The 20,281-nt window shown below is 72.0% G+C and carries 15 protein-coding genes and 1 pseudogene; 8 read left to right on the top strand and 8 right to left on the bottom strand.

From position 1 onward, the window contains the following. Window positions 1-219: 219 nt before the first annotated feature. Entirely contained in the window at window positions 220-1,173 is a 954-nt protein-coding gene (locus OG534_RS02005) for an endonuclease/exonuclease/phosphatase family protein (RefSeq protein ID WP_326586325.1), read from the bottom strand. Between the two features lie 149 nt (window positions 1,174-1,322). Between OG534_RS02005 and OG534_RS02000 the strand changes: the two genes are divergently transcribed. The 5 genes from OG534_RS02000 (at window position 1,323) to OG534_RS01980 (ending at window position 10,226) form a co-directional block, all read left to right on the top strand. Then, window positions 1,323-6,074, top strand: coding sequence for a HEAT repeat domain-containing protein (locus OG534_RS02000; RefSeq protein WP_326586324.1), 4,752 nt, complete (start codon window positions 1,323-1,325; stop codon window positions 6,072-6,074). A 69-nt stretch (window positions 6,075-6,143) separates the two neighbouring features. After that, the gene (locus tag OG534_RS01995) at window positions 6,144-6,710 is read left to right on the top strand and encodes a TetR/AcrR family transcriptional regulator (protein ID WP_326586323.1); all 567 of its coding nucleotides are present in this window, start codon (window positions 6,144-6,146) and stop codon (window positions 6,708-6,710) included. Between the two features lie 100 nt (window positions 6,711-6,810). Further along, window positions 6,811-8,268 (top strand): MFS transporter, encoded by a 1,458-nt coding sequence (locus OG534_RS01990; RefSeq protein WP_326586322.1) that lies wholly within the window; start codon window positions 6,811-6,813, stop codon window positions 8,266-8,268. Between the two features lie 60 nt (window positions 8,269-8,328). Next, complete coding sequence (locus OG534_RS01985) at window positions 8,329-8,769, top strand: SRPBCC family protein (protein WP_326586321.1); 441 nt, start codon at window positions 8,329-8,331, stop codon at window positions 8,767-8,769. A gap of 95 nt (window positions 8,770-8,864) precedes the next feature. Then, on the top strand, window positions 8,865-10,226 hold the full coding sequence (locus OG534_RS01980) for a carotenoid oxygenase family protein (RefSeq protein ID WP_326586320.1): 1,362 nt from the start codon (window positions 8,865-8,867) through the stop codon (window positions 10,224-10,226). 100 nt (window positions 10,227-10,326) lie between these two features. Here the strand turns inward: OG534_RS01980 and OG534_RS01975 are convergent, their stop codons facing one another. Continuing rightward, a complete protein-coding gene (locus OG534_RS01975) occupies window positions 10,327-11,541 on the bottom strand; it encodes a hypothetical protein (RefSeq protein ID WP_326586319.1) in 1,215 nt (404 codons plus the stop codon). Between the two features lie 102 nt (window positions 11,542-11,643). Then, the gene (locus tag OG534_RS01970) at window positions 11,644-12,201 is read right to left on the bottom strand and encodes a hypothetical protein (RefSeq protein ID WP_326586318.1); all 558 of its coding nucleotides are present in this window, start codon (window positions 12,199-12,201) and stop codon (window positions 11,644-11,646) included. 206 nt (window positions 12,202-12,407) lie between these two features. Here OG534_RS01970 and OG534_RS01965 point away from each other — a divergent pair, with 206 nt between their 5' ends. Further along, the gene (locus OG534_RS01965) at window positions 12,408-13,655 is read left to right on the top strand and encodes an erythromycin esterase family protein (protein ID WP_326586317.1); all 1,248 of its coding nucleotides are present in this window, start codon (window positions 12,408-12,410) and stop codon (window positions 13,653-13,655) included. Window positions 13,656-13,737: 82 nt separating this feature from the next. Here the strand turns inward: OG534_RS01965 and OG534_RS01960 are convergent, their stop codons facing one another. From OG534_RS01960 to OG534_RS01940, 4 genes and pseudogenes are all read right to left on the bottom strand, one after another. Next, window positions 13,738-13,980 carry a response regulator transcription factor gene (locus OG534_RS01960; protein WP_326586316.1) on the bottom strand — a complete coding sequence of 81 codons (243 nt, stop codon included), beginning with the start codon at window positions 13,978-13,980 and terminating at the stop codon, window positions 13,738-13,740. 410 nt (window positions 13,981-14,390) lie between these two features. Then, window positions 14,391-14,882 carry an SRPBCC family protein gene (locus tag OG534_RS01950; protein ID WP_326586315.1) on the bottom strand — a complete coding sequence of 164 codons (492 nt, stop codon included), beginning with the start codon at window positions 14,880-14,882 and terminating at the stop codon, window positions 14,391-14,393. Window positions 14,883-15,031: 149 nt separating this feature from the next. Further along, window positions 15,032-15,165 (bottom strand): annotated as a pseudogene (locus OG534_RS01945) (IS5/IS1182 family transposase); the annotation flags it as partial. An 80-nt stretch (window positions 15,166-15,245) separates the two neighbouring features. After that, window positions 15,246-16,301: a helix-turn-helix domain-containing protein gene (locus OG534_RS01940; protein WP_326586314.1), complete on the bottom strand. Its 1,056-nt coding sequence runs from the start codon at window positions 16,299-16,301 to the stop codon at window positions 15,246-15,248. A 783-nt stretch (window positions 16,302-17,084) separates the two neighbouring features. On the opposite strand from OG534_RS01940, the gene OG534_RS01935 reads away from it, so the two are divergent. Beyond that, window positions 17,085-18,254, top strand: a complete 1,170-nt coding sequence (locus OG534_RS01935; RefSeq protein WP_326586313.1) for an alanine--tRNA ligase-related protein — start codon at window positions 17,085-17,087, stop codon at window positions 18,252-18,254. A gap of 25 nt (window positions 18,255-18,279) precedes the next feature. On the opposite strand, the gene OG534_RS01930 is transcribed toward OG534_RS01935, so the two are convergent. Next, complete coding sequence (locus OG534_RS01930; RefSeq protein ID WP_326586312.1) at window positions 18,280-18,534, bottom strand: hypothetical protein; 255 nt, start codon at window positions 18,532-18,534, stop codon at window positions 18,280-18,282. A 250-nt stretch (window positions 18,535-18,784) separates the two neighbouring features. Between OG534_RS01930 and OG534_RS01925 the strand changes: the two genes are divergently transcribed. Next, window positions 18,785-20,020 (top strand): cytochrome P450 family protein, encoded by a 1,236-nt coding sequence (locus OG534_RS01925; RefSeq protein WP_326586311.1) that lies wholly within the window; start codon window positions 18,785-18,787, stop codon window positions 20,018-20,020. The last annotated feature ends 261 nt before the right edge of the window (window positions 20,021-20,281 follow it).

Here is a 20,281-nt window from a genome sequence, read left to right as displayed (position 1 = left end):
GGCGGACCGTCCTTGCGGGGCGCGTCCCTGTCTGCGGGTCAGGTCCGGGATCAACCGGACACAGGCACCGTATCAGCGCGTTGTGGAGGGCTGCGGTCCGGGCCGGATGGGCCGATGTGAGCGGGCCTGGGGCCAGCGGGCCGATACGGGCGGGCCTGGGTCAGCGGGCCGGAACAGACGGGCTGAGCAGCCCCGGCCGCTGTGGTCGTGGGCGCCGGGTCAGGTGGTGGCCGAGACGCGCAGCAGGTTGTGGTCCGAGACGGCCGTGTCGAGGGGGAGGGCGTCGGCGCTCGCCGTGCCGAAGTGCGGGGCGCTGAGGAAGAGGTAGTCGAGCTTCTTCGCGCCGAAGGTCACCTCGCCCGACCGGCATGCGGAGGTTGTGGCAGGTGGGCAGACGGCGGCGTCGAAGAACTCGGGGTCGCTCTCGTCGGCCTCGGTGAAGGCCCCGTCGGCACCGTCCCCCCGCTCCGGCCGGTAGAAGCGCGACAGCGTGGCGGTGCGTGGGGAGTGGTTGAAGTCTCCGCCGAGGACGACCGTGAACCCTTCGTCCAGCCACCGGCGGGCCTGCGCCGCCAGCCGGTCGGCTTCGGGCACCGCGAGGGTGCCGTCGTCCCAGTAGAGGTGTACCGAGCAGGACCAGGTGGGCCGGTCCGCCAGGGAGTTCAGGGCGCAGGGCACCGTGATCGGCTCGCGTTCGCCGCCCACCGTCAGGTCGAGTTCGGCCGTGTCCGAGACCGGGCCGCGTACGAGCACGGCGTTCCCGTACGCGTGGCCCTCGCAGATGGCCGGGTTCCCGGCCGGGAGCGTGGCGGAGTGGAACCCGGCGTATCCGAGCGGGCCCAGGCGGTCGAGGAGCCCGCGGTACTGGTGCTCGCAGACCTCTTGGAGGAAGAGCTGGTCGGCGTCCCAGCCGCCGGGTTCGGCCTCGGCGGCCACGGCCGCGATCCGGCGCGCCGGATCGTACGGGGGACTGGAGCACATGTTGCCGCAGATGTTGTAGCTGGTCAGCCGGACCGTCCCGGCAGCCGCGGCGGCAGCAGCGGCAACAGATGCGGCGGCGGCCGAGGCTACGGCGGCAGGGGCCGCGGCAGCGGGCGGTCCGGGCGGGACGAGGACACAGAACGTGGCGGCGGTGAAGGCGAGGGCGGCCAGGGTGGGAGGGGTTCGGCGCACACCCGTGATGCTTCCCGCAGGCGCTCCGGCTACCCCGACATCGGTTGCTCGTACGCCAGAAGCCGCCAGAAGCCCGCCAGAAGCCCCCTATGGACGCATCGCCTGATTCTCGCTGGTGGGGCCGGGAACGTCCCGGCTAGCATCCGACGATGACGACGCCGGCAGACAAGTCCTTCCACGATGCGTTGTGTCGAGCCGACGTCGACTGGCTGACCGGCCATCTTGACGCGCGGCTCTGCACGCCGGCCGTCTTCGGACGTCTCCTCCGGCACGGCGATCCCCGCCTGCGGCACCTCGGGTTGTTCCTTCTGGCCGAGCGCGTCACGTCGGGCCGGACGGGCGACGAGTTCGAGACGACCGAGTTCGAGATGGCCGAGTTCGCCGGGCTGCTGCCGGCATCCGTGGAGGGACCTCCGGAGGCGGCGCTCCTCCTTGCGCGGCTCCACGAGCGACTGGGGCCGTACCTCCGGGGAGGTGGCCGGCCGTCGTGGCGTACGGCCGACCTGCCGGCCCGGGTACGGATCGCCTGGCTGCGCGCTGAGCTTCTGAACGAGCCGACCGCGATCCGCAAGGAGCCTCCCGGCGAACTGCTCTACCAGGCCGTGCGGGAAACGACCCTCACCCGGGTGCACCGGCCCGAGCAGCTCGTGGACGAGCTGGTGGACAGCGGCGACGCGGTGTTGCAGGCCGAGGCACTGCGGCTGGCCCGCGAAGGGCTGCACGCCGGTCTGCTGGCCCCCGCACTCGTGCGCGAACGTCTGATCAGCCTGCTCGGTGCCGCCGGCGCAGACGTCGTCGCCGCAACCCTGGGCGAACTCGGCCAGCCATGGGCGGCGTTGGACGGCCTGCCGCCGGGACTGCTGTCTCCCTTCCTCGCTGCCGCTGCGGTGCACACCCATCCCCAGGTGGCCGATGCCGCACTCGCGGCTGCGGCCCATCACAGGCACGGCGTCCTGCTGCGGCAGGTCGTCGAGGACCCCGGCCTGCCGCCGGGCCTTCGCCGGCGCGCGATGGAACTGTTCGGTGACCTGGCGGACCGCGGTGACATCGGCGCGGTGACGGCCATCGCCGCCCGGGACACGTTGCTGCTCGGCGGGCCGGCGCTGACGTGCCTGCGCGGGCTGCACCGGCGCGGGCACTTCCCGGACGCTCCGCACGTCCCGTCCCTCATCGGCCTGGCGCTGGCCGACCACTCGATTCCGGCCCACGAGGTCGCCACGATCCTGTTCACCTGCCGACAGGTGATGTTCCGCGTACTGGTGGACGCGGCCGCCGACGATCCGAGCTGGCCGCGGCGGCTCACACTGCTGGTCGCCCTGGCCCGGCAGGGGACGGGGGAGCTGCCGATCGGGGACGCGATCGCACGCCTTCTTCCCTCGGCTCCCGCCCCGGGGCCGTTCCTCGACGCGATCCGCGCGCTGCGCCATGCGGAGGCCGAAGACGCCGTGATCGCTCTCCTGCCATCGGCGCCGGCAGCCGCCCTGGGAGCGCTGGAGGCCATCGGCGGGCCCCGGACGGTGACAGCGCTGAGAGACGGGCTCGGTCTGGCCACGGACGAGAGCGTGGGTGTGATCGCACCGCATCTGCGCGCGGTGCGCCACCGCGCCCTTGAAGTGCTGTGGCATCTGACGCACGATCCGTCCCAGCGGCGCGGCCTCCTCGTCCGCCTCGATCCCGCCGATCTGCCGGCGCGCATCGCGGCGGATCTCGGTGGCCCGGACGAGCAGGAACTGGCCCTGCTGAGTTCCCACCTGGACCCGGACGAGCCGGTGGCGGCGCTGTGCAGGCTGGCGGCCCACGGCGGCGCCGGAACGCTGCCGGTCATCGCGGACCTGCTCCTGCGCATCGTGGCCGAGCTGGCGGTGTCCTGGGAGCCGGGCGCAAGCACCCCGCGGGACGAGAGCGGACAGCCGGCCGGGGAGCCCGTGGTACCCCAGGAGATCCTGCACGCCCTCCGTGGCCTGGGCCGTCGTCTCCACGAGCGGGGACGGATCAGGCCGTCCTGCCTGCTCGACGCGGCGACTCCGGACGAGGCCGGACACGCCCTCGTCGCGACCCTGGCGCTGGATCTGCTGGACCGGCCCGGACTGTCGAGCGGCGAGCAGGCGATCCTGCTCGAACTCCTGCTCCGTGCCCCGTACGCGGGAACCCGCGCGCGGGCACACCGCCTGCTGCGGCACCGGGACCGGCGCGTGCGCAAGCAGGTGATCGCGTTGCTCGCCCGCGACGCCACGGGGGACGACGCACAGGCGTTGTCGGCGACCCTGATCACGCTGACCGCCGCCCAGGACATCCAGACCGTCCGGCAGGCGCTGCTCGCCCTCGGTCACGCGCGGGCCCGCTGGGCCTCGACCGCGATCGCCGCATGTCTCGGCCATCCGAACATGAACATCAAGAAGACCGCCGCCGGGGTTCTCGTCCGCGCGAGCTCGCCCACGGCGGTGCCGGCCCTGCTCTTCTGGCTCGGGCAGCACGACAATCCAGGCCTGCGCGGCACGCTCGTCGAGGCGCTGCGCGCCATCCTCGGCGACGCGTACCCGGCGACCGTCCTCGCGGCCGCCGAACACAGCGAAGGCGGTCGCGCCCGCGAACTGCTGCTGGCAGGCCTCGACGGCGTCCTCTCCGCGCGCTCGGTCCTCGCACTGGACGACCAGGCGTCACGGGTCGCACCGACCCTGCTCACCCTGGTGGCGACCCGTCACGTCGGCCTCGCTTCCGGGACGGTCGAGGACCTGTCGACGGCCCTGGCCAAGCACGGGATCGCCACGCCCGCCGCGCCAAGCCCCGGGGCGGACCGCGGAGCGGACCTCGACATCAGGTCGCTGACCACGGAGGGCTGGAATCCGCCCGTCGCGCTACGCCTCGCCGTACGGCACGAGCTGCCGCACCCCACCCGGCTGCGGGTGCTGCGGCCCATGCTGCCGGACTGGCTTCGCCTGGCCGGCTCCGAACCCGCGGTCCGAGCTCGCGTACTGCGGCTCACGCTCCGGCTCTGCCCCGCACCGTGGACGACCGAGGAACTCGCGGCCTTCGCCCGCTCCATCCGGGTCCTGCTCGACGGGCTCGAAGGGCTCAACGGGCTCGACAGGCTCGACAGGCTCGACAGGCTCGAAGGCCTCGCCGAGGCCGAGGCGGAAGACCGGCACAGCCTCATCGCGGTACTCGAAGCGGTCGCGCCTACGCTGCCGACGGCTCTGAAGCCCGCGGTCGCCGACGTGGTACGCGGGCTGCCTGCCGCACCCGCGGGAAGCCCGGGGAGCCAGGGAGGCCCGGGAAGCCCGTCCACCTTGACGCTGCTCCGCAGTCTCGGCGCGGTGCTGGTCCGCGCCGACTTGGAGCAGGCACTCGCTTCGGCCCGGCTGGGCGCCCACCCCCGAAAGGCCGAGACCGCTGTGCTGCGGGACGCGTTCGCCGCCCCGCAGTCCCCGCAGTCCCCGCACCCCCTGCCGTCCCCGCAGTCCGTTGCGGCCACCGCGCCGGCCAGGGCCGAGGAGTGGCGAGCCGCGCTGGATGCCGCCGTACGCACACCGAGCGCCCTGGAGGAGTTCCGCCGACGCTGCGGGAAGCACGACGGCATCCCGGGCTCCCGGGACCGCCTGACCGCACTGATCGACGTCTACGCCTCCGCCGCGCCCGAGGTCCGCGCCGCCCTCATCGACTGGATGACGGACATCCAGCCCCTCGACGCACCACCCTGGACCATCGCCGAGACCACTCACGCGCCGCCGCCGCGACCGAGGACGGTTCGCATCGACGACCTCGACCAGCCTCGTTCGACCGCATTGCGCGAGCGCCTGCTGGCCATGCTCCAGGCGTCCGCTCCGGACCGCCGGCACACTGCGGCTGTGGCGCTCCTGGCGTGGCCCGAGCCCGAGACCAGGCTTCCCGTACTCCGGGCGTTTCTGCACGGCCGCATCGACGTGCCCGTAGACGCCGACCTGGCCCGCACGCTGAGCGCCCTCGGTGAGCCGGAACTCCGCGGGGACGACGTTTTGCACGACCGGGTGGCCCTCGTGGCCGGCCGGCTCGACCCGTGCGACCTCGAACCGCTGGTCCCGCTGCTGCTGGACTGGTGGGAGCACGGCCCGCCGTCCAGCGGCTCCGCAGCCGGGCAGGCGCTGCGCCGGGTCCCCGCCGACGTGCTGGCGGAGCACCTCGGCGAACGCCTCGACGCGGGCGCCTGGGGGTTCCTCGACCTGCTCGTCGGGCGGTCCCTGCTGCGCACCCCTGCGCTGCAGCGGACCTGCCGGCGGCTGCGCGCAGAAGGGCGCGACGACCTCGCGGACCGGCTGCTCCTCGTCGACGGTCCGCTGCGCCGCCCGGACGCCGTACGGAAGGACGCCGCCGCGCTGGCCGCACTCCGCGACCGCGCCCCGGCCGCGTCGACAGGCGCGTCACGACCTCCGTCCCGGGAGGAGCTGCTGGCCCTGGCCCGTACCGGCGACCCGGTGCGGATACGCCGGGCACTCACGCGACTGACCGAGGGACACAGCGGACCGGACCCGGACCGGGACCCCGGCCTGCGGAACCTGATCGGTGAGTTGCTCCATCACCCCAAGCCCAAGGTCCGCCTGCACGCCCACCGGACCTCGCGGGCCCTGCTGGACCGGCAGACCTACCTGCACCACACGTCGGTCCTGCTGGCCGACCCCCGGCCGGACGTGGTGCGCACGGCGATCCGGATCCTCTGTCACGCGACCTGGGAGGCGGCGATCCCCGCCGTGACCGGATTGCTGGAGCACCCCCATCCCGTCGTCCGCAGGACCGCGGCCGAGGGGCTCATCTCCCTGGGCACGCCGGCGATCCCCGCTCTCCGGCATGCCGCCGACCACGTGCGTCCCGACAAGCGGTCCCTCTACACAGCGGTCCTCGAACAGATCGTGACCGCCGAAGCCGAGTAGCGCCTGAGGAGGCGTGAGGCATGAGGCGCGAGACTTGACCGGCGAAAGTGTGAGTGGTTAAGTACTCACATGAAGCCGGAACGTCCCCGCCAGTTGTCCACCGCCGAAGAGCGCCGCGCGACGGTGCTGCACACCGCCATCGGCGCCTTCGCCGCACGCGGCTACTTCGGTACCACCACCACCGAGGTCGCCAAGGCGGCCGGCATCTCCCAGGCGTACGTCTACCGGCTGTTCCCGAGCAAGGAGTCGCTGTTCGTCGCCGTGGTGGAGCACTGCTTCGTGCAGGTGCGGGCCAGCCTGGAGCGGGCCGCGACCGAGGCTCCGGGGAGCAGCGCGGAAGCGGTGCTGGCGGCGATGGGCGAGTCCTACGCCAGGCTGATCAGCGACAACGACCTGATGCTGATCCAGCTCCAGGCGCAGGCGGCCGCGGCCTCCGAACCGGCGGTGCGCGAGGTCGTGCGCCAGGGCTACGCCCGCCTGGTGGAGTACGTACGGGGTGCCTCGGGCGGCAGTGAGCAGCAGGTCCAGGAGTTCTTCGCCCGCGGCATGCTGTGTCACCTGATCGCCTCGACGGGGGCGGACCAGGTGGACGCCCCCTGGAGCCGGACCCTGTCGGCGGGCATCAGGCACTACTGAGCCCGCGGCCCGGTCCGACGGGTGCTGTTGGCGGGGCATCGCTGCCCCGCCTCTTCTTCGGCCAAATCTGTGAGTGGTTGACCACACAATGGAGCTTGTCGTGCGGAAGCGTTCCGGAACCACCGCCCGCCCCGGGGCCGCGCTCGCGGCACTGGCAGCGGCCCAGTTCACCGTCATGCTCGCCACGTCGATCGTGAACGTGGCCCTGCCCCGGATCCGGTCCGGCGTCGGCTTGTCGGACAGCGGCACGACCTGGGTCGTCAACGCCTACGGCCTCGCCTTCGGGGCCCTGCTGCTGGCCGGCGGCCGGGCTGCGGACCTCCTGGGCGCTCGCCGGGTCCTGCTCGCCGGCCTCGGGCTCTTCGGGGCCGCTTCCCTGGCGGCCGGCCTGGCGACCTCGTCCTCGGCCCTGATCGCCGCACGCGCAGTCCAGGGCCTCGGCGCCGCCGCGATCGCCCCGGCCGCGCTCGCGCTGGTGATGGCCCTGTTCCCGCCCGGTCCCGGGCGGGGCAGGGCTCTGGGGGTGTGGGGAGCGGTCTCCGGCGCCGGCGGCGCGGCCGGAGTACTCCTGGGCGGCGTCCTCACGCAGGCATGGGGCTGGCCCTGGATCTTCCACGCCGTCGCCATCGGGGCGTTCCTCGTCCTGGGCGCCGTAGCGGTGATCACGCCCTCGGCGCCCGTGACCGAGCGAGGCCGCTTCGACCTGCCGGGCACCGCGACCGTGTCGCTCGCGCTGACGGCCCTCGTCTGGGCACTGACGACCGCGCGCCGCTCGGGCTGGACGGACCCGCAGGTGCTCGGGGCGCTCGCCCTCGCGACCGTGCTCCTCGCGCTGTTCGTCCTGGTCGAGCGGCGGCACCCCCATCCGCTGCTGCCCCCGCGCCTGTTCACCACGGGCCGGGTCACGGCCGGGACCGTGCTCATGGCGCTCTTCGGGTCGGTGTGGATCGCCCTGTTCTTCTTCCTTCCGCTCTACCAGCAGCAGGTGCTCGGCTCCAGCCCGCTGGTGACGGGCCTGGGCCAGCTTCCGCTCGCCGGAGCCATCATGCTCGGCTCCACCCTCGCGCAGCGGATCTCGCACCGCTTCGGAGCGACGGCGACCGTGACGGCGGCCCTGCTCACCGAGGCCGGCGGGCTCTTGTGGCTCTCGCGGATCGGCGCCCAGGGCAGCTACCTCACGGGCGTACTCGGGCCGAGCGTCCTGATCGGCCTGGGCCTGGGCATCGCCTTCGTGCAGCTCACCGCGCTCTCCGTCGAGGGGGTGCCGCGGGCGGACGCGGGTCTGGCCGGCGGGTTGGTGAACACCACCCGCCAGGTCGGCGGCGCGATCGGACTCGCCGTACTCACCACGCTCGCCGGCTCTGTCACCGCACGGGCCGCGACCCATCAGCCGGTCCTGGACGCGCTCACGGCCGGCTACCGCACCGCCTTCGGCATCTCGGCCGCCGTCCTCACCGCCACCGCCCTCCTCGCCCTGGTCCTCGCCCGCCCACGCGGACGGGCAGCCGACCCGGCCGCGGCCGCGAAGCACGCGGCGTCGCTCACCCGGACGTCCTGACCCCGACCGACCGCCCCCGACCGACCCGCACCAACCGCCACCACGAGAGGAAACCCCGCCATGTTCACCATCGACGAGAACGCCCCCGTCGTCGCCCGCCTGTCCACCGTGATCGACGCCCCGCTGGAGACCGTGTGGCAGCTGCACACCGACATCGGTGCCTGGGCGACCTGGATCACGGACATCGACCAGGCCGTCCTCAACGGCCCGCTGGCGACCGGCTCCTCCTTCACCTGGAAGACCCACGGGCTCGACATCACCTCCACGGTCCGCGAACTGATCCCCGGTGAGCGCATCGTGTGGGGCGGCCCCGCCAGTGGCATCACCGGAATCCACGTGTGGACCTTCGAGCAGACCGGCGAGCAAGTCACCGTCCACACCGAGGAGTCCTGGAGCGGCGCCCCCGTCGACGCGGCGCCCGAGGAACTCGGCCGGGCCCTGCACCAGTCCCTGCAGAGCTGGCTCGCCTCCCTGAAGTCCCAGGCCGAGCAGAGCGCGTGACCGGGCCCCGGCCCTCCACCGATCCGCCCACGCACCACGCACCGCACACCACGCACAGCGCCACGCACCGCCCATCGAGAAGTGAGGTTCCTGCCATGACCCGCAAGCCTTTCCTGACCGGCCACTACGAGCCCGCCGTCGACGAGGTCACCGCCACCGGGCTGACCGTCGAGGGCAGCCTGCCGCCGGAGTTGAGCGGCCGGCTCATCCGCAACAGCCACAACCCCAAGCCGGGTGTCACCCCCACCCACTGGTTCAAGGGCAGCGGCATGGTGCACGGCATCCGCCTGCGCGAAGGCCGCGCCGAGTGGTACCGCAACCGCTGGGTGCACACCCCCGCCCTGGACGGCGCCCCCTACATGACCGAACACGGCCCCGATCTGACCGCCAGCACCGCCGGCACCCACGTCATCGAGCACGCCGGGCGCCTGCTCGCCCTGTGCGAGGCCAACTTCCCCTTCGAACTCACCCCGGACCTGGAAACCGTCGGCGCCCACGACTTCGGCGGCAAGCTGCGCAGCGCCATGACCGCCCACCCCAAGGCCGACCCGGTCACCGGCGAACTGCACTTCTTCGGCTCCTCGCCCTTCCCGCCCCACCTGATGTACTACGTCGCCGACGCCCGGGGCGACATCACGCACAGCGCCGAGATCCCCGGAGCCACGGCCTCCCTCAAGCACGACTTCGCCATCACCCGCCGGTACATCGTCTTCATCGAAGGCACGGTCACCTTCGACCCGACCGAGCACTCCGGCATCCCCTACGGCTGGAACGACGACCAGCCCGCCCGCATCGGCGTGATGCCCCGCGGTCCCGAAGGCGCCCGGCACATCCGCTGGTTCCCCATCGAGCCCGGCAACATGCTGCACGCCGCCAACGCCTACGAGGACAGCCGGGGCCGCATCGTCCTGGAAGGGCCCACCGTCGACCGCGAGGGCTTCCGGCTCTCCTGGAACTGGTGGGTCGGCGCCCCGGGCCGGGGCACCGAACCCAACACCCGCTCCTCCACGCGGCGCTGGGTCGTCGACCTGGCCGCCGGCAGCGTCGACGAGCAGATCATCGACGACCTGGCCGTCGAGTTCCCGACCCTCAACGACGAGTACCTCGGCGCGGAGCACCGCTACCAGTACGCCGTCTCCTTCCCCGACCAGAACGGCTTCGGCGGCTACGGCGTCGTCAAGTACGACCGCACCACGGGCGCCCGCCTCATCCACGAGGTCGGCGACGCCCGGCTGCCCGGCGAGGCCGTCTTCGTCCCCGCCGCCGGAGCCACCGGTGAAGACGACGGCTACCTGCTCACCGTGGTCTCCGACCTCAAGCAGGACGCCTCGCAGCTCCTCGTCCTGGACGCCTCCGGCCTCGACCGGATCGCCGCCGTCCACCTGCCCCGCCGCGTCACCGCCGGCATTCACGGCTCCTGGATCCCCGACACCGCCCTCGACGGCGTGCGGGACTGACGCACCCATCCCGGGGCACCCGGCACCCACCCGCGCCGGGGGACGAGCGGAAACCGTCCCCCGGATCCGCTCCGCCGGTCTTCGTCTCGCGCAGCCCTCCTCAGTCCTGCCAGTAGAACAGCAGCGTGTCGACGCTGAGAGGGTCGCGCGAACCGAAGTAGTAGACGCCGAGGCCGGTGACGCGGATCGAACCGGTGGCCCCGTCGATCCAGCGGAAGCCGGCCGCTTCGAGGGCGGCGCGAGCCGCGGGGTCGTCCTCGTGGTCGCCGGCGAACCGCCCCAGCGTGCTGATGAAGACCTCGCTGCCGCCGCCCTCCCCGTACCCGATCACGTGGTAGGTACCGTCGCCCTGCTGGTTGGCCTCGCCGCAGGAGACCGGGGTACGGGGAGCCAGCTCCGCCGCCGTCAGCGCGGCCGTGGCCAGGGCCAGTTGCCGCTCCTGGTCCGGCGGTTGCGGAGGCTCGGTGCACAGGGCCTCGATCCGCCAGCGCGGGTCGCTCTGCTTCTCGCACGTGTGCCCGTACTCGTGCACGATCGCCCGGCGGAGCTCCTCGTCCAGGCCGTCGACCTCCACCCGGGGGCGCCCCAACGCCTCGTACACGGCCCGGGTCTGCGCCACGTCATCGGTCATCCGGTGCAGCGCGTACGCGGCCCACAGGGCGGCGTCGGCCGTCGGAGCCCCGGCGAGGCAGGCGCGGATCTGGTCGGGGTCGGCCAGCAGCGACTGCGCGAGGTGGGCCACCTGCGGGTCGGGGTCGGCGAGCGCGTCGGTGACGTCCTCACCGGCACGGTCCCGCATGCACACGATGGCGGCCCGGTCCTCCGGCCGCCCACCACCGAGCTCGCAGAGCACCGCCTCCACCCCGTGCCGGTCCACGAGCGCGTCCAGTCCGGCCTCCCCGGCCGCCCGCCTGCTCCGCCAGGGGCTGAACGCGAGGGTCGCCAACTCGGCCGCCGCGGCGCGGTCCCCGAGGACCCCGCGCGCCTGGAGGATCGCCTCCGACATGCCGTACGCCCCCTCGCGCTGCCGGTCCTCGTGCCGCAGCCAGGGGAGGAGCTCGACCCGGTCCGAGAGGAGGCCCAGCAGGGCCTTGCGGACCGTCGCGGAGTCCTCGGCGTCGCGGACGCACGCGAGCAGTTCGTCCGCCCGGGCCCGGGGTACCCGGCCGGTGAGCGCGTCCACGCAGGCCGTTCGGCGCCACCAGGGCTGCGCACGGTCGACGGCGCACCGCGCGAGCAGGTCGGCGTCGTACGCCCGCAGCCCGGCGGCGTCGACCCGGCCGACCGCGGGCGTCAAGGTCTCGATGTTCGGCATCCGGGGATGCTACTGCGCACGCCGCCGTGCCCCGAAGGGGATTTTCCGGGTCGGCCCGGAGCCGGTCCTGGACGGAACGGCGCCGGACAGGCAGGAGGAGGGTCAACAGACCTTGCGCGCGAGATCCTCGAACGCCTTTCTCGTCATGGTGCCTTGAAGGGTCAACACCTCTCCGGCCGGCACCCCCGCGAGTTGCCCGGGGTCAAAGGTCACCGAGCCGTTGTAGGCATAGTCGTCATGGGGATCGGAGAACGCCAGCTCGTACGAGTAGCCGGCTTGCAGGGTCTGTGGGCCCCGGACCTCGGCCGCCCATCCCGAGGGCGGGGCGAACAGCGGGAAGTCCGCCGCCTCGTGCAGACCGCGGGTGTCCCAGCCGATCCAGGGATCCTCCGCCGGGGCTGCTTCCGGTGTGGTGTCCTGCGCCCCATCCGACGTTGCCTCTTCGGCAGCGCGGACGACCGAGCCCCGCAACCGGGGGGCGTGCACCCGATCGTCGTCGTCACACGGTCTCAGCAGCGCGTGTGCAGTGCCCTCTTGGTCCACGTACACCGCGGCCAGCGGATGCAGCGCCGGTGAGCACCCCGCCGCCGACAGCACGACCGCGCCGCTCAGCGCCGAAGCAAGGCACACCCGCATCGTCGTGCTCGTCCAGACCCTCACCGCTCCGTGCCTCCCCTGGCGGCCTACCCCGTCTCGCCTGCAGTCTCGCACGCGAAGATCCGCACAGACAGAGATCACCTGCCCGTCCGGTCTTCGGCGAACGGGGGGTCTTCGACACGACCCGGAACACCCACCTGACTGCCGATGCCGCCGGGTTCCGCACCCCGATTGGGTAGCCTCGGGCGGAAACGCCGGCGACGGAGGGGATGGCCGTGTCCGATGAGGTGACTGCCTGGCTGGCCCGGAGCGCGTTACCGCTGACCAGCCTGACGGCAGGCGCGCCCACCACCGACCTCCAACCGCTGAAGAGCGTGCTCGGCGGCGTACGGATCGTTGGCCTGGGGGAGGCCACCCACGGGACGCGCGAGTTCTTCCAGCTCAAGCACCGCCTGCTGGAGTTCCTGGTGACGGAGCTGGGATTCTCGGTCTTCGCCATGGAAGCGAGCGCCTCGGCGGGTGAAGCCGTGGACGCGTACGTACGCGAGGGAACCGGAGACGCCGCCAAGGTGCTTGCCGGGCTGGGGTTCTGGACCTGGCGGACCCAGGAGGTGCTGGCGATGCTCGCCTGGATGCGCACGTACAACCAGGGACGGCCGGACGACGTGAAGATACGTTTCGTAGGCATCGACCCCCAGAAGTGCGGCGATTCCCTGGCGATGCTCGATTCCTTCCTGCGTAAAGCGGCGCCCGACCGGGTGGCCGGGCTTCATTCCACGCTCGGTGTACTGGCCACGGCGCATCCGGGTTCGCGCCCCGATCCCGAGCGTCGCCTGGTGCGCGAGGCCGAGAACCTCCTGGAGTTCCTCCGGGAACACGGCCCCGAAGCGGACGACGCGCTGCGCCATGCCCGGATCCTGGTGCAGGCGGCCGACCTGGTGACGCGCGACGCACGGCACACGGACCCGGAGCAGACCGTCTTCGCGGCGCGCGACCGCTACATGGCCGACAACCTCGGCGAACTCCTGGACGAACCGTCCGTCAAGATCGCCCTGTGGGCGCACAACGGCCACATCGCCAAGAGCCGCGGCGACGGCGCCGTAGCGGCGCTGGGCGAGCACCTGGCCGCACGCTGCGGCGATGCGTACTACGCGCTCGGCCTGCTGTTCGGCAGCGGATCCTTCCGCGCCCGTCGGATGTGGCCCGGCCCCTGGACCCGCGCCGCGTCCTCCGCGGTCGTCGATCACCGGATCGGTCCCGCCCGCTCGACCGCCGTGGAAGCCCAGCTCGCCCGCGCCCACCCTGGCGACCACTTCCTGGAACTCCGCAGTGCGGCAGGTGCGCCGAGGGCCGTTCGAGAGTGGCTCGATGCCCGTCACGACATGCGGAGCTTCGGCGCCGCTGCGCCGCTGTGGACCTATCGCCTCCATCTGAGTCAGGTCACCCTGGCGAAGGAGTACGACGGGCTGGCGTACGTCGCGACCTCAACCGGCTCGGTTCCCCTCCCAGCCCCGTGAGCGACCGGTTCGCTCCGCTCCGTCGCGCGTGCGCGTCATCGGCGCAGTCGGTAACAGGAGGTGCCCTGTCGACGACTGGATGTCACAGGCCGAGGGTCACGGCCAGGCGGGTGAGCTCGGCGGTGGTGTGGACGTTCAGCTTGGCGCGGATGCGGCGGAGGTAGGCGTCGACGGTGTGCTTGGAGAGTCCCATCTGGCGGGCCGTCTGCAGGTAGGTGTGACCTGCGGCGATGTATCCCAGGGCCTCCTGCTCGCGCGGGGCCAGTGCCACTGCGGGGGCCTGCGTCTGGGGCTGGGTCTGCGGCATCGTGAGGGTGAGGCTCATGGGATTTCCTCCGCCGGATCGGCTCGGTCATCGCTGCTCACGGCTTCGGAAGCAGAGGGCTTAATGCCCTGGTTTGTTCCTGTATGAAGAGCTTGGCCGGGCGACTTCGCGAGCGTGTCCGCCGACTGTCACAGGCGTGTGACAGGCCACGAGCGCAGGCGCACGCGACGGTGTGGTCAGCCGGTACGCCGGCCCTGGATTCGGCCCGTTTCCCCAGGTCAAACCGGTACCCGGAGCGGATGACCGGCCGAGGGCCTTCGAGGATCGCCGGCGGCCCTGCCTCCGGTCGGCCTGCCGGCCGCAGGTGAGGCGACGCCATCGGGTGCCGATGCGGCGTCGGTGAACTGTGAGAAGGCCGGAGAGGTGCTGCAGGGTGCGGCTGGACAGATCGATGGCGGATGGGTCGTAGATCAGTCCTTCGCTTCGCGGACGTCCTTTCCCTGCTCGGCGAAGGCCTTGAAGTCCTGCATGTGCTGTTGCGACTGCTTGCGGAAGGTGCCGGGCATCAGGAGCCCCACCAGCCGCATCAGCAAACCGCTGAACCGGTATTCGCTCTCGCTCACCCAGAGCGTCGTCTCCGGGCCGGCTTCCGTCAGCCGGTCGCGCACGGCGCTCCACATGCCCTCGCCGACGATCTCGCGGTCGAAGTGAACGACGTGCCCTTTCGGGATCCCGCGCAGGTCTGCCGGTTCCCGGCGCGTGATGGTCTCGGTGCACTCGAACTTCTGCTTCCCCGTCTGCATCACGACCCGCGATTTGGTACCGACCTGCCCGTGCACCCCACTCAGCGGCTCGTGCAGTACCAGACCCCGCAGCCACTTCGACATGTGTGCCGGGTCGGCGAGCAGCTGTACCACCCTCTCCCGCGGCAGGGCGATCTCGATGGAAACGGTGTACTTCATGGCGGAGTGCTCCGGGTTCCCGAGTGAAATGGCATGCACGTGCAGCCTCGCCTCATGTTATTCAGTCACGTCATGTCAACGATTCCCCCGGTCCGCGTGGTCCTGGCGGATGTCGCCCTGTCAGCGGAGGGCGAGGGCACGCTGTGGCCGGCGATGACCTGCACGTTCATGCCGTGCCTCTTGGGCTTTCCTGAGCAGAGGGCCGGCCGTCGGCGATCCGGTCGATCGGCAGCCGGGTCCCGTCGAGGACCACGTACGCCTTGGCCGCGGCCGCCCGCATCGCCCGTCCACCAGGAGCTTCCGTGTGTCTGGACGCCACCCCCAACGTCAACTGCCGTCGTGCTCAAGCAGGTTGGAAACAGCTCAATGGCACTTCCCCTGCTTCAACGATGAGATGGGGGCGGCGGTCGACGCCACCCTCGGCGACTGAACCGCCTCCTGCACCCGGTCGCCGTGCGGGCGGCCGGTGCGGCGCAGGGCGGCCGGTGTGGTGCTGTACCAGCGGTGGACCGCCCGGCGCAGGGCGCGGGCGTCGGCGTAGTCGCTCCGGGCGGCTATCGCGTCGATGCTGAGGTCGGTGCTCCAGAGCAGCCGCGTGATGTGGTCCCGGCGCATGGTTTCGACCTCGTTGCTCCACGTGGTGCCGTGTTCGTCGAGGCGGCGCTGCAGGGTTCGCGTACTGACGGCCATGCGCCGCGCCACCGTGGACAGCGCGGGAGCGGTTCCGTTGTGGGCGGAGGCCAGGGCGGTACGGAACAGGTCCAGCCAGTTGTGCAGCGGGACCGCGGTGGCGAGCGTCTGCTCGGCGTGTCTGCGCAGTACGGTAGACAGGCCGGGCTGGGCGCGTGGTGTCGGGCCGGTCAGGTCGGAGGCGAGGAAGGTGATGGAGCTGACCGGGGCCTCGAACTCGATGGAGCTCGTACCGTAGAGCTCGATCAGGGCCTGGTGCCGGCGGGGTGCCTTGGCGGCCAGGGCGACGTGGACGGGAACGAGGCGCCGCTGTGCGGCTTCGCCGAGACGGCGCTGGTACAGGCCGAGCGCGCAGGCGCGGACGGCGCAGGCCGCCTCGTGGGCCAGATCGGCCTCGTTGATGTGGCTGATGGTGATCCGGTAGCCGTCCTCGGTGATCCGGAGGTTGTCCGTGCTGACGTCGACGACGGTGGCCAGGTAGGTCCCGGCGTCCCGGATCCCTTCGAGGGGGGTGGGCGCGGAGGTGATCAGGTAGTCCCAGACCCCGAGGGTGCCGATGGCCGACTGCTGTGTCAGCAGCTGGGCCACTTCGGTCCAGTGGGCGTGGACGGTCGCCAGTTCGGCGATGCGGATGCTCGTGAGCGCGGGGGGTCGGCACAGGTCGTCGTTGAGGTGCTCGGGCGCCATGCCCAGCAGGTGTGCGTATCCAGCCGCGGGTATGCCCAGCATACGTACGGCGTTGACGTTCAGCCGGGTGAGGGCGGAGGAGGTTGTTCCCTGATGTGCATGCGAGACCACAGGGGTTGAGCATAGACCAGCACGAAATACCAGATGAGTGGCGGTGCTTGGGACCTCGTGTCCCCATCACGGCGTGGAGAGTCCCCTTGTGGCGCGTTGGGTCCCCTTGCTGGCGCGCGGTGCCATGGGCCGAGGCACCTTCTCGGCCATAACGTGGCCAGGTCGGTCGGGTTGGTACGGGTGTCTCGTGCGGGCGGGCCGTGCGATGTGTGTCAGACGTGTCAGACGTGTCAGACGTGTCAGTCGTGTCAGTCGTGACCCCGGGAAACGGGGTCATCTCCGGCGCGGAGTGCGGAAGGTTCCCGCGGGAACGGACTCCCCCACGGGGGTGGGGGGCCCGCGATCCTGGGAGCGGGGTCACCTCCTGCACTCCGCGCACGTGAATCGGGTGGGTGACGGAGGGGATCCGGCGCCTCCTGCTGCCAGGCGGTACGGCAAGCGCTGCGTCGGGGCCGGGCAGGGCCTCACTGCCGGGAAAATCGTGTGCTTCGGCGGGCAGCGCCGCGTTATGGTCCCGCCATGAACGTCATCGGCTTCCACACCACCGCGACCGCGCGAGCGACCAGCTCGCCGGTTGCCGCCGCCTGACGTTCCCCTCTCCCCGGCGACCGGAAACGGTCCGTCGGTAGTGCCGTGGCACCCCTGCCCCGGTCGGATGACTGAACGGTCCCGTTCTCCGGTGCCTCCCCGCTGTGACGCGAAGGAGTCCACCTCATGAGGACGGAAGACCTGATCAGCACGTTCGTCGAGTACTTCGAAGAGCGCGGCCATCGCCGGATCGGCGGCTCGACGCTGCTGCCACCGCCCGGCGACCCTGTCCTGTTCACCACCTCCGGCATGCACCCCCTCACTCCGTACCTGGAGGGCCGCCCCCATCCGCTGGGCAAGCGGCTGGTCAACGTACAGCGCTGTCTGCGCACCACGGACCTGGAGGAGGTCGGCGACGCCACCCACCTCACGGTCTTCGAGATGCTCGGCACCTGGTCGCTGGGCGACTACGACGGCCCGCTCAGTCTCGACTGGGCCTACGGGCTGCTGACCGAGGGACTGGGCATCGACCCCGGCCTGCTGCACGCCACCGCCTACGCCGGCGACGGCGGCCGGACCCGACCGGACACCGATTCCCTTCGGCTGTGGCAGGACCGCGGGGTCCCCGTCGAACTCACCGTGGAGGACAACTGGTGGTCCAACGGACCCGTCGGACCGTGCGGCCCCGACTCGGAGATCTTCCTCTGGAGCGGCGACGGCCCGCCCCGGTCGACACCCACCCGCGACGACCGCTGGGTGGAGGTGTGGAACCACGTGACGATGAGCCACCGCCGGCTCGACGACGGTTCCCTCGTGCCCCTTCCCCAGCGCAACGTCGACACCGGACTCGGCCTGGAACGGCTGGCCTCACTGCTCCAGGGCAAGTCGTCCGTGTTCGAGTGCGACGTCTTCGACCCCTGGCGCCGCCTCGTGCCGGCCCTGTGGCCCCTGGACGAACGGTCCCTGCGTCTGGTCTGCGACCACCTGCGCTCGGCCGTCGTGGTGCTCGGCGACGGCGTGCGCCCGGCCGGCACCGGACGGGGCTACGTACTGCGCCGCCTGGTGCGGCGGGTGCTCACCGTGCTGTGGCGGGACGATCCCTCGCGAGGTGTCGAAGACCTGCCGGAGGAACTGGTCCAGCACACCCTGGACCACTTCCGGCAGGACGTGCGCCCGGGCGACGTGCTGGGGATGCTGCTGGAGGAGGAGCGCCGGTTCCGTCGGCTCCTGGAGCGTGGTCGGACGGTCCTCGCCCGCCCCCGCTTCCAAGGCCCGCTGACCGAGGAGGACTTCCACTACCTCCACGACACCCATGGTCTGCCCCGCGACCTGATCACGAGCCTGCGGCACGAGTGACGACGGGGGCAAGCGCCGCGTCCCGTCAGGACACCGGACCGCTCCCGTCCCGCAGTCGTTCCGCGAACGCCCGCGCGGCGGCCAGGTCCCCGGTGTCCGGCCGCTGCCTGTTGATGCCGCCGACGCCCGAGCCGAACCCCACGAGGTCGGCGCCGGCCAGTTCCCCCAGGTCGACCTCCGCGGGGGCGACGACCTTCGCGCCCAGTACCGGGGCCATGGTGTCGGCGACGCGACGGGTATTGCCGTGCGACACGGAGACGCACACGATGACGGTCCTCATCCTGACGATCCCTTCTCTCGCTTCCGAAGCGAGGACCGCGCAGCCGCCCCGGATGTGACGCCGCCCCCATGTGACCGCGGCCACATGCGCCGGGGGAGCGGCCGGCCGGCTGGCGGGCCCGGTGGCCGGTGCGGGGTGACCGCGGACGTGCGCGGACGCCGACGCGCAGGACCGGGAAACCTGCATTCATCACGATTCAGGCATATATCCTCACTTTCCGTAGCGAGGCTGACGTACTCCTGGAGGCATCATGAGCGAGCGGCCGGTCCTTCTGCCCTACGCCGACCCGGCCTTCGTCGCGGACCCCTTCTCGCTGTACCGGCGACTGCGCGAGGACGGCCCGGTGCGCCGGGTCGTCATCGCGGGCGGCCTGGACGCCTGGATCGTCACCCGTTACGAGGACGGTCTGGAGGCCCTGTCCGACCCGCGCCTCAGCAGTGACGTACGCGACGCCTCGGACACCCGGCTCCTGGCGCAGCTGCCCGACACGGAGCGCGAGTCGATGCTGAGCAACATGCTCCGCAGCGACCCGCCCGACCACACCCGCCTGCGCCGCCTGGTCTCCAAGGCGTTCACCGCGCGCAGGGTGGCCGAGATGCGGCCCCGGATCCAGTTCCTCACCGACCAGCTGCTGGACAAGGTCGTCCCGGCCGGCCGCGCCGATCTCGTCGCGGACTTCGCGCTGCCGCTCCCGGTCACGGTCATCAGCGAACTGCTCGGGGTGCCGGTGGACGACCGTCACGACTTCCAGCGCTGGACCGACCGCATGATCATGCGGGGCGCGGAGCCGCCGGACCCCGCCGTGGTGAACGAGGCGTGGCAGCACATGCGCGCCTACGTGACCGAGCTGATCCGGGCCAAACGGGCTCACCCCGGCGACGACCTGCTCAGCGGCCTCATCACCGCCCGGGACGAGGAACAGCGGCTCACCGAAGACGAGTTGATCGCCATGGTGTTCCTGCTGCTGGCCGCCGGCTACATCACCACGGTCAACCTGATCGCCGGCGGCATCGCCATGCTGCTCGCCCACCCCGGCCAGCTCGACCTGCTGCGCGCCGACCCCGAACTGCCGGCGGGCGCGATCGAGGAGTTCCTCCGCTACGACGGCCCGGTCAGCCCCGGCATCGCCCGGTTCGCGCGCGAGGACGTCGAGATCGCGGGCGTGGCCATCCCGCGCGGCGCGACCGTACTGATCGCCTCGGCCATCGCCGACCGCGACCCGGCACGGTTCCCCGACCCCGACCGCCTGGACGTCACCCGGCAGGACAACGCCCACCTCGCGTTCGGGCACGGCATCCACTACTGCCTGGGCGCCCCGCTGGCCCGGCTGGAGGGACACATCGCCATCGGCACCGCCCTGCGCCGCCTCCCCGGACTCGCTCTTGCCGTGGCTCCGGACGAGATCCGCTGGCGCCCGGGCGGCCTGCGCGGCCCCCTGAGCCTGCCGGTGACCTTCACCCCCGGCGGCCGGGACGCCAAGGGCTGACGCGGTCCCCAACGCCAGGTTCCACGGTCGCCCCCCGAACGACCAACAGCTGGGGCGGAGCGCATGGGAGTTCCGCACCGCGGTGGCTCGGCTCGTCTCGGGGGAGACGGAAACGAGGGCGCAGTCCGAGGTCGAACCGACCGCCGCGTACTCCTTCAGCTCCGGTCCCGGGAACTGGATGACGGACTCGTATGCTCCGAACTCACCGCATGCCCTGCCCGGTGAAGCGGGACCGTCCCGAATGCCTCGACGCCACAGGTG

The sequence above is a fragment of the Streptomyces sp. NBC_01294 genome, assembly GCF_035917235.1.
Lineage (GTDB): Bacteria > Actinomycetota > Actinomycetes > Streptomycetales > Streptomycetaceae > Streptomyces > Streptomyces caledonius.
The sequence above is the reverse complement of the archived record's forward strand: the minus strand, read 5'-3'. Positions and strand labels throughout refer to the sequence as shown.